The sequence below is a fragment of the Candidatus Infernicultor aquiphilus genome (genome assembly GCF_002784285.1).
Lineage (GTDB): Bacteria > Atribacterota > Phoenicimicrobiia > Phoenicimicrobiales > Phoenicimicrobiaceae > Infernicultor > Infernicultor aquiphilus.
Genome location: NZ_PFKO01000343.1, coordinates 1 through 12,260 on the forward strand (window position 1 = coordinate 1; position 12,260 = coordinate 12,260).

Sequence of the window (12,260 nt, forward strand, 5' to 3'; positions counted from 1 at the left end):
ATTATTTTTTATCTATTTTTAATAAAAAAAGAGGATTTTTAAAAAATTTGTAGAAATGGTAATATATAAACAAAATATGAACCAGAATTTAATCTTTAAGAAAGGAGGGGGCAAAGAAGTGAAGGCTTTGTTATTTGGAGAAATTCTCTGGGATATTATAAATGGCAAATCTTATATCGGTGGTGCTCCCTTTAATCTTGCTGCCCATCTTTCGAAAATGGGAATTGAATCTACACTCATCTCTTCTGTGGGCGAAGATGTCCTGGGGAGAAAAGCCCTAAAAGAAGCTGAAAAACGGGGTATCGATTCTACCTTTATCAGAGTCAATCCTTATTTACCCACTGGAACTGTAGAAGTAAGTCTTGATGAAAAGGGTCATCCTACTTATCTGATAAAGGAGAATGTTGCCTGGGATAATATTATTTTAGAGCAAGATTTAATGGATAGTTTAGTAAAAAATGAATGGCAGGTATTCTGTTTTGGAACCCTGGCTCAACGGACGAAACGAAATCGAGAAATACTCAATCAAATTCTTTCCAGGATTAATGCTGATGATGTATTTTATGATGTAAATTTAAGACAAAATTATTATGAAAAGGAATGGATTGAAAAATCATTATGTCAAAGCTCAATAGTAAAGCTAAACGATAGAGAGGCGTTTATTCTTTCTGAACTTCTTTTTGAACAAACCTTAAAACAGGAAAACTTGGCGGAATTCCTTTGCCAGAAATATGACCTTTCTATTGTCTGTATTACCCACGGTAAGAATGGATCATCTATTTACCATAAGGGCAAGTTGGAGAAAATAATCGGTCTAAATGGACCGGTAGCCGATACCGTAGGAGGTGGAGACAGTTATAGTGCAGGCTTTTTATTTTCTTATTTATGCGGAAAAGGCATCTATGAGGCGGCAGAGTTTGCAGAAATGGTGGGTAATTTTGTGGTTTCCCAATCTGGCGCAGTACCAGAATATCCCCAGTGGTTGGAAAAGGAGATAGAAAATTTAAAACATAAAATAAAAAAAGGAGGATAGAGTAATGAAATTAGAAAGTCTTGAATTTGAAAATAATCAATTTATTCCGGCAAAATTTACCTGTGATGGTGAAGACATTAATCCTAGCTTAATTATTGAGGAGGTACCAGAAGAAACTAAAAGATTAGCCCTGATGGTGGAAGATCCCGATGCGCCTATGGGAATCTGGGTGCATTGGATAGTCTTTAATATCCATGTTACCGATATTATTGAAGAAAATTCGGTTCCAGGGACACCAGGAATTAATGATTTCAGAAAATTGGAATATGGAGGCCCCTGCCCTCCCTCGGGTACTCACCGCTATTTCTTTAAATTATATGCCCTTGATGAAAAACTCCATTTAGAAGAGGGTTGTAAAAAGAAGGAATTAGAAAAAGCCATGGAAGGGCACATTTTAGCTACCGCGGAATTAATTGGTCTATATACCAGAGAGAAAAATAGATAATAATAAAGGGGGTTGAAGATGAATAAGATAATAAAAATTATAATATTTTTGGGATTGATTTGGTTGGTTGGTATCAATATCTATGCCGCCGAAGTTGAGGTGGAATCAGAGATTAGTGAGATTTGTGTTTATACTGATTCTGCCTTGATCAATAGGGTTGCTCATCTTGAGCTGGCTACCGGAAGCTATAAAGCAGTTTTTTCTAATATCATTCCCGAGGTTGACGAAAATTCTTTAAGGGTTTCTGCAGAGGGTAGTGCAGTAATTAAACTTTTTGGAGCACAGGTGAAGAAAGAGTATTTAGAAGAAGTTCCCTCGGAAAGAATAAAACAGCTTGAGGAGGAAATTCAGAGATTAGAAGATGAGATAGCGGGAATGCAGAACCTTAAAGCCGTACTCACCGAGAAGAAAAATTTTTTAAATTCAATAACTCTATTTTCCAATGAACAAATTCCTCAAGATTTGGTTACTAAGATGCCACCAATAAGTGATTTAGAGAATATACTTAATTTTTTAGATCTAGGACTAAAAGAGAATTATGCCCAGGCCTTAGATTGTGAACTTCAAATTAGAGATTTAAAAAACAAGATGGAAACTTTACAAAACGAATTGTCCCAGATATCCGGCGTGCAGGAAAAAATAAAAAGGTCAATTATAGTAGAGCTGGAAGTGTTAAAAGAGGGGAGCGCAGATTTGAAGGTCTCTTATCTGGTGAAAGGCGCTTCCTGGAATCCGATTTATGATGCTCGGGCAAATTTTGAAACATCGGAAGTTGAATTAGTCTCTTACGGAGTAATTAAACAGGCTACCGGTGAGGATTGGTTAGAGGTAGATTGTTCTTTATCAACCGCTAAACCAAGAGTCGGAGGGAGCATGCCTTATGTTGCCCCCTGGTTTTTAAGACCCTATCAGCCTGAAGTTAGGAAAGATAAAATGTCAGTAGCGTCAGCACCAGCTTATCAAACGGAAGCATTTAAAAAAGAGGCAGGAGCTTTGGAAGAAAAAGTTGAAGGGGAGATTGAATTTGCCACGGCTGAAGAAAAAGGTATTGCGGTAGTATATACCCTTCCGGCTAAGATAGCGGTGAAATCTGATAATTCAGAACATAAATTTCCTATTTCTTCCCAAATTTTATCAGCGGTGTTTGAATATTCAAGCTACCCTCGAGTTAGCCCATTTGCCTATCTGGGTTCCCGGGTAACCAATAGTAAGGGACTTCAATTACTTGCCGGTCGGGTGAATATATTTTTAGAAGGAGATTTTGTGGGATTCTCCAGTATGGGCAATATTGCTCCCAGCGAGGAGTTTGATTTGTATTTGGGAATTGATGAAAATGTTAAAGTAAAAAGGGAATGTCTGGAGAAGAAAGTTGATGAAACTTTGATTGCCGGGATTCCTTCGCGGACCAAACGCACGACTTATCAATACAAACTTACGGTAGAGAACTATAAATCTAAAAAAATTAAAGTAAAATTATATGAAGCTTTACCTATTTCAGAAGATGACCGTATTAAAATAAAGATAAATGAGATAAGTCTCGAACCAGGGATAAAAGACTGGGAAGACCGAAAAGGAATCTGGTTATGGGAATTAGAATTAGAACCTCAGCAAAAGCAGGAAATATTTTATACTTTTACAGTTGAGCATCCCCGAGATATGATAGTAGAAGGATTATATTGATAATGCTCTTCAAGTGATGGGAAACCTGCAAGCTATGTCTCCACAAGGGGGAGAATCGGAAGGGTCTGCGGAAGCTTCGGGAAAATTATGGATTAGCAGCAAGACCTGGATACCTCTACGGATGTTTATGGAAATGAAAGTAAAAACAGAGGAAGGAGCTGAGGGAATGGCTATGAATACGAAAGTGACTACAGATTTTAAAGACTATCGGCAAGTTCTTTCGCTGTTTTTTAATAATAATAAAAAAGGAGGTAAAGGTAAATGACTAAAAGATTAGAAGTTTACAAATGCGAAATTTGCGGAAATATTGTTGAGGTATTACATATCGGTAAGGGCACATTAGTCTGTTGTGGGCAGGAAATGAAGCTGATGAGAGAGCAAACTGCTGATCAGACTACCGAAAAACATGTACCGGTAATAGAAAAAATTCCTTCCGGAATTAAAGCGGTGGTTGGTTCAACCTTACATCCTATGGAAGAAAAGCATTATATCGAATGGATAGAAATTATTACTAAAGGAGGTGCTTCTAGAAAATTCTTAAAACCGGGTGATAAACCAGAGTCTCTCTTCAAAGATGTGGAAGGATTAGAAAAAATTAGAGAATACTGTAATATTCACGGATTATGGGAACATAAAGAAGGTAAATAGTAATTTAATTGTAGGGGCGTATGGCATACGCCCCGGATAGAAGTAGAAGTATCAAGTTTTAAGTCTTAGTTTTTTAAAAGGAGAGGTACAATGGATTTAAAAGTTCTTTATAATATCAGCTATGGTATTTATATAGTCAGTTCAAAAAAGGAAGACCAAATAAATGGACAGATTGCTAATACAGTGTTTCAAATAACTGCAGAACCTGCCACCATAGCGGTTAGTATTAATAAAAAGAATTTTACCCATGATTTTATTACTCAAAGTAAGGTCTTTGCTGTTTCAGTATTAGAACAGGAAGTTGATATGAAATTTATTGGAAGATTTGGTTTTAAATCGGGAAGAGACCAAGATAAATTTGAGGGGATAAATTATAAAATCGGAGTAACCGGTTCACCTATAATTATGGAAAACACTATAGCTTATCTCGAAGCAGAAGTTATCCAGGCCATCGATGTCGGGACTCATACTTTGTTTGTAGGGAAAGTGGTCGAGGCTGAAAATATTAAAAAAGCAAAACCATTAACTTATGATTATTACCATCAAATAAAGAAAGGCATCTCTCCCCAAACTGCACCTACCTATATTGCTGATAATAAGAAAATAGAAAATAATAAAAAAAGAAAGGAGTTAGAAAAAATGGCTAAATATGAATGTTCAGTTTGTGGATATATTTATGATCCTGAAAAGGGAGATCCAGAATCAGGAGTAAATCCCGGCACTCCTTTTGAAGATCTTCCTGATGATTGGGTCTGCCCGATATGTGGAGCAGGCAAAGATGAGTTTGAGGAGCTGAGCTAAAATGGCGGTAAAAGAAATAAAAAAAGATATTTATTGGGTTGGGGCAATTGACTGGGATAGAAGGTTATTTGATGAACTTATTCCTCTTCCTGAGGGCACCAGTTATAACTCTTATCTGATAAAAGGTCAGGAAAAAACAGCTTTAATCGATACAGTTGATCCGACCAAAGAAGATGTTTTATTAGATAATTTAGATGATTTAGGGATAGAGCAGCTTGATTATTTAGTGGTAAATCATGCCGAACAAGATCATTCTGGAGCTATCCCCATAATATTAGAATTATATCCGGAAGCAAAAGTAGTTACTAATGAAAAATGTAAAAAAATGTTGATAGAACACCTTCTTATTAAAGAAGATAGAATTTTAACTGTCCATGATAGTGATACCCTCTCTTTGGAAGGGAAAACTTTACAGTTTATCTTTGCCCCCTGGGTGCACTGGCCGGAAACTATGTTAACTTACTTAGAGGAGGACAAGATTTTGTTCAGTTGTGACCTCTTCGGGGCACATCTTGCCGAGAGCAATTTATGGGTGGATAATGAGTCTAAAGTTTATTTTGCCGCCAAACGTTATTATGCAGAGATTATGATGCCTTTCCGCAGCAATATCAAAAAACATTTAGAGAGATTAAAAAAATTAGAGATTAAAACTATTGCCCCCAGTCACGGCCAGATCTATCCTCGTCCAGAATTTATTTTGTCAGCTTATAGAGAATGGACTTCCGATGAGGTTAAGAATGAGGTAGTTATTCCTTATATTTCTATGCATGATAGCGTTAAGGAGATGGTCTATATCTTAACTGAAGAGTTAATGAAAAATGGAATAACTGTCCAACCCTTTAATCTTACCCGGACCGATATAGGTGAATTAGCTATGGCTTTAGTTGATGCTGCCACTATCGTAATTGCCTCACCTACGGTTTTAACTGGAGCACATCCCCAGGTAGTGTCAGCAGTTTATCTGGCCAATGCCTTAAGACCAAAATTAAGATATGCCTCGATTATTGGTTCTTATGGATGGGGAGGAAAAATGTTGCAAGATATTACGGCCATGATAAACAATTTAAAAGTAGAAATCCTTTCCCCGGTAATAATAAAGGGTTACCCCAAAGAAGAAGATTATGATTCTTTAATAAGATTAGCCGGTGAAATAGCAGAAAAACATAAAAATCTGTAAATGTTAAATAAATATATTTTTTATAAAAATGGTGAGGGAAATAAAAAAATGAAAAATATAAAAGGAACAAAAACTGAAAAAAATTTAATGGAGGCTTTTGCGGGAGAATCTCAAGCCAGAAACAAATACACTTATTTTGCTTCGGTAGCTAAAAAAGAAGGATATGAACAGATCGCCTCTCTTTTTTTAGAAACAGCTGAAAACGAAAAGGAACATGCCAAGCTCCATTTTAAAAAGTTAGAGGGGATTGGAAATACGAGTGAGAATTTAAAAGCAGCGGCAGCCGGGGAAAATTTCGAATGGACCGAGATGTATCCCCGTATGGCTAAAGAAGCACGAGAGGAAGGGTTTGAAGAAATTGCTAAAATGTTTGCCGGGATTGCTGAAATTGAAAAAGAACACATGGAGCGTTACCAGAAACTTCTGGAAAAAGTTAAAGAGGGTCAAGTTTTTAAAAGACCAGTAGGTAAAACTTTATGGAAATGCCGAAATTGCGGCAGGATCTATGAAGGACCTGAGGCGCCTGAAATCTGCCCGGTCTGTAAGCACCCCCGCGCTTATTATGAAGTGAAGAGTGAAAATTATTAAATAATAAAACTAATTTTTGTTTTTCTTGTAATGTGGTTGTGGTTGTCCCCCAAAAAGTAAACAAACCTGTCCTCGACCTGATCTGGGAATGATAATGTAGGGGTCGGATTTATCCGACCCGGTATTGCTATATAAAATTTGTTGAAAATATTATTTAGCTTTTTGGGAAATAACCGTATTGTATTAAGGGTAATAAATTAAATAAATATTTTAAAATCAAAGGAGGATATATATGACCAAAGAGAAAGATACCTTAAAAGAAAGAGTAGAGTCTGCTTTAAAGAAGATAAGACCATCTCTGCAAGCTGAGGGAGGAAATGTAGAGTTGGTAGAAGTCACTCCCGATAGAATAGTGAAAGTAAAATTAAAGGGTGCCTGTTTTGGTTGTCCGATGAGTCAGATGACCTTGAAGATGGGTATTGGAAGGATGTTAAAACAGGAAGTTCCTGAAGTTAAGGATGTGGTGGAAGTATAACCATAAATAGATAAAGAGCTTTACTATACCTAGAAATATTCGGTATTTAAAATTATTAAATTATTATATTATAATTAGGAGGAGTCAGGATGAAAAAATATCTTTTCTTTACGCTTACTTGTATCTTATTGTTTACTTTTTTTCTTTTACTTCACTAGCTGAGGATTCTCTTATTATGTCGGCAGATGCTCTTTTTGAGAAAGGAGATATCAACAGTATCTTAGAATCTATCCCTCTTTATATTAAAGCAGTAGAAGCTAATCCAAATGATTATGAAACTAACTGGAAATGTGCCAGGGCCCATCGGGAATATGCTAACTTAGCTTTCCAGCAAGAAATAGAAGGCTGGGAAGACATTTGTAAAAAATATGGTAAAGACGGTATGAATTATGGCAAAAAAGCAATAGAACTCATGCCAGAAAAGATTGATGGACATTATTGGTATGGAGTCAGTGCCGGGACTTACTCTGATGGAGTTAGCATACTTAAAGCCTTAAAAGAAGGCCTGAAAAAAAGTACCGAAAATGCTTTTGAGACTTCCTATGCCATGGATAAGATGTATGAAGATGGTGGTCCGATGTTGTGCTTAGGACGATTTTGGCATCAATTGCCCTTCCCGATGAAAAATAAAAAGAGAGCTCTGGGATATTTTGAAGAGTTTCAAAAATATTTCCCCGATGATCCTCAAGGTCAAGTTTTTTATGCAGAGTTACTAATAGATATGAGAGAAAAGACTCTGGCTAAGCCCTTTCTAGAGAAGGCTGCCGCCAGTGATCATCCTTATTATAGTAAGCGAGCAAAAGAATTATTGGAAGAAAAATATAAATAATAATTGCCTACCAAGTGACAAGGGGATCCTCCTTGTCACTTGGTAGGCTACTGATTTAATTGACAATATTTATATTTACACTATATTATTATATTTATGTTGATTAAATTTATCTTTTCCTACTACAAAAAAGTTTCCCTTAAGATGTTTTTTGGATTTTTTATGTTGGTAGCAGTGGATATTGCTCAACTAATTTCACCCCGTATAATTCAAAGATCCATAGATTATATTATTTCTCTCCCTTCTCCTAATAATGACTATTTTTACCTCCTGCAATTTACTCTCTTAATCTTTGCCCTGGCTATAGCTATCGGAATCTTTAGATTTTTCTGGAGAATAATAATTATTGGCCAAGCTCATTTTATAGAGATGGATTTTAAAAATCGATTATTTAAACATTTACTTACCCTTTCCAGTTCTTTTTTTAATAGAACCAAAACCGGAGATATTATGGCTCATATGACTAAGGATATGGAATCGGTAAGAAGGGCTTGCGCTTTTGGTGTGATTGCCGGTTTTGATGCGGTTTTTCTTTTTATAGCCACTTTGGTGTTTATGTTGTTTCTTAATGTAAAACTTACCCTTTTTGCTATCATCCCCCTTCCTATTATTTCTTTTATTTCCATATTTTTTATAAGATTATTGTTTAAAAAATTTAAAAGTGTTCAGGAGACCTTTTCATCAATGACTGAAAAGGTTCGGGAAATGATCTCTGGAATAAAAATAATTCAGGCCTTTCAACAAGAAGAATCTGAAGCTAAAAACTTTGATAAATTAAGTCGGCATTATGTAAATGAGAACATAACCCTGATCAAAATTTGGGGGACTATGTTTCCCCTGATCTTTATATTAGCACAAATAGAAATGGCGATAATACTTTTGGTGGGAGGCCAACAAGTTATCCTTAATGAACTTACCACTGGAGAACTGGTGGCTTTCTTTTCCTATCTGGGAATTATTGTTTGGCCGATGACCGCCATAGGAATGGTTACTAATATATTTCAAAGAGGTAATGCTTCTTACCAACGTATTAATGAATTTTTGAGTGAAAAATCGGATATCCAGGATATTCCAAAAGCAGAATACCGGAACCTTCAGGGGGATATAAAGTTTGAGAAAGTTAATTTCTCTTATAATGGGCAAATGGTTTTGGAGAATATAAATATCCATATAAAGAAAGGGCAGTATGTAGGTGTTTGCGGGAAAATAGGTTCTGGTAAGAGTACTTTAGCCAGATTAATTTTACGGGTAATTGAACCCCAAAGCGGGGAAATTATTTATGATTCTATTGATTATAGAAAGATTAAAATAGCAGCGGTCAGAGAAAGTATAGGATATGTTCCTCAAGATTCTTTTCTTTTCTCGGAAACCATAGAGGAAAATGTTAGATTTGGTCAGCCAGATACTACTTATGAAGAGATAATTGAAGCTTGTAAAATCGCTTCCATACACCAAAATATAATGGAGTTAAAAGATCAGTATAAGACCATAGTTGGTGAAAAAGGGGTAACTCTTTCTGGCGGGCAGAAGCAGAGATTATGTTTAGCCAGAGCAATTATTAGAAAGCCTAAAGTGATTATTCTTGATGATGCCTTGAGTGCGGTGGATACCGATACAGAAAGAAAAATAATTAAAAATTTAAGGAATTATTCTCGTGGGATTACTACTATAGTTATATCACATCGAATCTCTTCATTTATAAATGCGGATAATATATTTGTTTTAGATCAAGGCCGAGTGGAAAACAGTGGTACTCACCGAGAGTTGATTAAAAAGTCTGATATATATAAAGGTATTTATAAAATACAAAAATTGGAAGAATAGAGATGGAAGACGAAAAATTATATTCCGGGGCAGATAAAAAAATATTCTCAAAACTGTGGCAGTATGGTAGTCCTTATTTAGGGAAGATTATGATCATATTTGTCCTGGTTTTGGTTCTAAGCGGGATACAGATTTGCCTCCCGCTGATAACTAAGAAGGTAGTAGATAATTATATGGAGAGAAGTCATCTAAGGTTAATTCGTAATGATAAATCAATCGAAATTACTAATCAACATAAATCTTATCGTATTCTAACTGATCAATTTATCTTTATACCTTCCAATATATTAAGTAAAGAGGAGTATCTCCGGTTAGAAGAAGATTCCCTTATCGGGCCAGAAAAATATATCTTGTTTAAAGGTGATGAAAGTGTAAATCTATTAAAAAAATATCAGCTCAATATCACTAAAACTGCTCAAGGGGTTTTTATTCCTTATTCGGAGATACCAAAAATATCCCAGGATGATATTAGAATATTAAGATCTAATGATTTGAAAAATGTAAAATTATTTGCTCTAATCTATGTGGGACTTCTCATCTTCACTTTTATTTTCAATTATTTTCAGGTAATTATGATGGCCTTAGTTAGTGAAAATGTGCTATATGATTTAAGAAGCGATCTTACCAGACATCTAATGTCTCTTTCCCTTAATTTCTTTAATAATAACCCTATCGGGAGATTGGTTACCAGAGTAACTAATGATATTGATGCTCTCCGAGAATTATTTACCGATGTTTTGGTGTATTCTGGAAAAGACATTATCACCGTTATAGGCATTTTTATTATTATGTTTAGGTTATCGATTAAATTAAGTATCCTGGTGCTGGGAATTATTCCGCTAATTTTCTTTATGCTTTATCTGTTTCAAAAATATGCTCGGGAAGCATATGGAAAGGTAAGACTTACTTTAGCTAAAGTAAATAGTTTTTTATCAGAATCGATTTCTGGTATTTCATTAGTTCAGGTATTTAATCAGGAAGAAAAATTTAAAGATGATTTTGGAAAAATTAACCGGGATTATTATAAAGCAAACCTATATCAATTGTTAATCTTTTCCATATTTAGACCACTTATTGATATTCTATCTTATGTCACTCTGGGGGGCATCATATATTTTGGAGGAAAAGGTGTATTAAGGGGTGAATTTTCCATCGGAGTACTTATTGCCTTTATATCCTATATCCAGATGCTTTTTACACCTATTTTTGATTTTTCCGAAAAATATGATATATTCCAATCGGCAATGGCTTCTTCCGAACGAATATTTCTACTTTTCCAGGAGGATGATAAAATACCTTCCCAACCAAATCCTAAGTATCCCTCTATAACGAAAGGAAGAGTAGAAGTTAGAAATATCTCTTTTGAATATAAAAAAGGGGAAAAAGTTATTGATAAGGTATCTTTTATAGTTGAACCTAATGAATCCGTAGCCTTTGTGGGAGCCACCGGAGCAGGGAAGACCACTTTAATAAATCTTCTCTTAAGATTCTATGATCCCACGGAAGGGGAAATTTTAATTGATGGGATAAATATAAAAGATTTGGATTTAAAATTCTTAAGAAATTATTTTGGACTAGTACTACAAGATGTTTTTATGTTTGCCGGGGATATTAAATATAATATTATCCTAAACCAGGAGATAGAGGATAATAAGATGATAGAATATTCAAAATATGTTAATGCTCATAATTTTATTAGTAAATTAAAGAAACAATATAGGGAGGTTATTTCTGAAGGAGGCTCAAATCTTTCTACCGGGCAAAGACAGCTTATCTCCTTTGCCAGGGCACTTACCAAAGAGCCAAGAATACTTATTCTTGATGAAGCAACTAGCAACATAGACAGTGAAACTGAATATCTTATCCAGGATGCTATAAAAAAAATTATGAAGAATAGGAGTAGCATTGCTATCGCTCATCGACTATCTACTATCCAGAATGTAGATAGAATATATGTTATGCATAAAGGTAAAATCGTAGAAAGCGGAACTCATACTCAACTACTTGCCCAGAAGGGTTATTATTTTGAATTATACAAGTTCCAATATTTAAGAAGCGATATGGAGAAAATATATGGAGATGAAAAGAGAACGAAAAATTAAAAATGGATTAATTACCGGAAACATTTCTAGATCTATTTGGACCTTAGCAATTCCTATGATGATTGGAAGTGCATTGCAAGACCTTTTTTCGATGGTAGATTTATACTTTGTGGGAAAATTGGGAAGTGTTGAAATAGCTGCTTTGGCAATTGCGGGAACAGTGGTGGCTATTCTAATGATGGTGGTGCAAGGTATAACAGTTGGTACTATCGCGCTTATTTCTCATTTTACCGGAGATAGAAATTATGAAGAAGCAGATCTAGTTTTAGGACAAACTTTTGTTTTAGGACTTATAGGTAGTTTTATTATGTATATCGTGGCTGTATTTTTAGTAGAACCAATTCTTATCCTATTAGGAGCAGAAGGTGAAGTATTGATTTATGCTGCAGACTATCTTAAGGTAACTTTTGGCTGGTCCATAGCAATATTTTTCTTTGAGGGAGTTAATCAGGCTCTGCGTGGATCTGGAGATGCTCAAACGCCACTTAAAGCATTAATAATAGCTAATATACTAAATATAATTCTTGATCCTTTACTTATTATGGGATATGGTCCCTTTCCCCAAATGGGAGTTGCTGGAGCAGCCATTGCCACAGCAATAACCAGGGGTATCGGTTTTATTTTCCTTTTTTTACACCTTACCGTGGGACATTCTACC

13 protein-coding genes are annotated in these 12,260 nt (G+C 35.2%); all 13 read left to right on the forward strand.

The window, feature by feature from the left end; all coding sequences use genetic code 11:
• Nucleotides 1-76 precede the first annotated feature (76 nt).
• A complete protein-coding gene (locus COZ07_RS09620) occupies nucleotides 77-1,033 on the forward strand; it encodes a carbohydrate kinase (protein ID WP_406608349.1) in 957 nt (318 codons plus the stop codon).
• A 4-nt stretch (nucleotides 1,034-1,037) separates the two neighbouring features.
• Nucleotides 1,038-1,478: a YbhB/YbcL family Raf kinase inhibitor-like protein gene (locus COZ07_RS09625; RefSeq protein ID WP_406608350.1), complete on the forward strand. Its 441-nt coding sequence runs from the start codon at nucleotides 1,038-1,040 to the stop codon at nucleotides 1,476-1,478.
• An 18-nt stretch (nucleotides 1,479-1,496) separates the two neighbouring features.
• Nucleotides 1,497-3,158, forward strand: coding sequence for a mucoidy inhibitor MuiA family protein (locus COZ07_RS09630; RefSeq protein ID WP_406608351.1), 1,662 nt, complete (start codon nucleotides 1,497-1,499; stop codon nucleotides 3,156-3,158).
• Nucleotides 3,159-3,171: 13 nt separating this feature from the next.
• Complete coding sequence (locus COZ07_RS09635) at nucleotides 3,172-3,423, forward strand: hypothetical protein (protein WP_406608352.1); 252 nt, start codon at nucleotides 3,172-3,174, stop codon at nucleotides 3,421-3,423.
• Nucleotides 3,420-3,806 (forward strand): desulfoferrodoxin, encoded by a 387-nt coding sequence (locus COZ07_RS09640; protein ID WP_406608353.1) that lies wholly within the window; start codon nucleotides 3,420-3,422, stop codon nucleotides 3,804-3,806. The genes COZ07_RS09635 and COZ07_RS09640 overlap by 4 nt, the downstream gene beginning before the upstream one ends.
• Nucleotides 3,807-3,896: 90 nt before the next feature.
• Nucleotides 3,897-4,607 carry a rubredoxin gene (gene rd, locus COZ07_RS09645; RefSeq protein ID WP_406608354.1) on the forward strand — a complete coding sequence of 237 codons (711 nt, stop codon included), beginning with the start codon at nucleotides 3,897-3,899 and terminating at the stop codon, nucleotides 4,605-4,607.
• Between the two features lies 1 nt (nucleotide 4,608).
• Nucleotides 4,609-5,784 carry an FprA family A-type flavoprotein gene (locus tag COZ07_RS09650; protein WP_406608355.1) on the forward strand — a complete coding sequence of 392 codons (1,176 nt, stop codon included), beginning with the start codon at nucleotides 4,609-4,611 and terminating at the stop codon, nucleotides 5,782-5,784.
• Nucleotides 5,785-5,832: 48 nt separating this feature from the next.
• A complete protein-coding gene (gene rbr / locus COZ07_RS09655; RefSeq protein WP_406608356.1) occupies nucleotides 5,833-6,372 on the forward strand; it encodes a rubrerythrin family protein in 540 nt (179 codons plus the stop codon).
• 232 nt (nucleotides 6,373-6,604) lie between these two features.
• Nucleotides 6,605-6,847 (forward strand): NifU family protein, encoded by a 243-nt coding sequence (locus COZ07_RS09660; RefSeq protein ID WP_406608357.1) that lies wholly within the window; start codon nucleotides 6,605-6,607, stop codon nucleotides 6,845-6,847.
• Between the two features lie 175 nt (nucleotides 6,848-7,022).
• Nucleotides 7,023-7,676, forward strand: a complete 654-nt coding sequence (locus COZ07_RS09665) for a hypothetical protein (protein WP_406608358.1) — start codon at nucleotides 7,023-7,025, stop codon at nucleotides 7,674-7,676.
• Nucleotides 7,677-7,820: 144 nt separating this feature from the next.
• Nucleotides 7,821-9,500, forward strand: coding sequence for an ABC transporter ATP-binding protein (locus COZ07_RS09670; protein WP_406608359.1), 1,680 nt, complete (start codon nucleotides 7,821-7,823; stop codon nucleotides 9,498-9,500).
• Nucleotides 9,501-9,502: 2 nt separating this feature from the next.
• On the forward strand, nucleotides 9,503-11,602 hold the full coding sequence (locus tag COZ07_RS09675) for an ABC transporter ATP-binding protein (protein ID WP_406608360.1): 2,100 nt from the start codon (nucleotides 9,503-9,505) through the stop codon (nucleotides 11,600-11,602).
• The coding region (locus tag COZ07_RS09680; RefSeq protein ID WP_406608361.1) for an MATE family efflux transporter at nucleotides 11,574-12,260 on the forward strand (687 nt) is incomplete at its 3' end. The genes COZ07_RS09675 and COZ07_RS09680, both read left to right, overlap by 29 nt.

Coding starts and splice junctions, on each gene's coding strand:
- COZ07_RS09650 (WP_406608355.1), top strand. CDS start 4,609: ATGGCGGTAAAAGAAATAAAAAAAGATATTTATTGGGTTGGGGCAATT.
- COZ07_RS09630 (WP_406608351.1), top strand. CDS start 1,497: ATGAATAAGATAATAAAAATTATAATATTTTTGGGATTGATTTGGTTG.
- COZ07_RS09670 (WP_406608359.1), top strand. CDS start 7,821: ATGTTTTTTGGATTTTTTATGTTGGTAGCAGTGGATATTGCTCAACTA.
- COZ07_RS09665 (WP_406608358.1), top strand. CDS start 7,023: ATGTCGGCAGATGCTCTTTTTGAGAAAGGAGATATCAACAGTATCTTA.
- rd (WP_406608354.1), top strand. CDS start 3,897: ATGGATTTAAAAGTTCTTTATAATATCAGCTATGGTATTTATATAGTC.
- COZ07_RS09640 (WP_406608353.1), top strand. CDS start 3,420: ATGACTAAAAGATTAGAAGTTTACAAATGCGAAATTTGCGGAAATATT.
- COZ07_RS09620 (WP_406608349.1), top strand. CDS start 77: ATGAACCAGAATTTAATCTTTAAGAAAGGAGGGGGCAAAGAAGTGAAG.
- COZ07_RS09675 (WP_406608360.1), top strand. CDS start 9,503: ATGGAAGACGAAAAATTATATTCCGGGGCAGATAAAAAAATATTCTCA.
- COZ07_RS09660 (WP_406608357.1), top strand. CDS start 6,605: ATGACCAAAGAGAAAGATACCTTAAAAGAAAGAGTAGAGTCTGCTTTA.
- COZ07_RS09625 (WP_406608350.1), top strand. CDS start 1,038: ATGAAATTAGAAAGTCTTGAATTTGAAAATAATCAATTTATTCCGGCA.
- rbr (WP_406608356.1), top strand. CDS start 5,833: ATGAAAAATATAAAAGGAACAAAAACTGAAAAAAATTTAATGGAGGCT.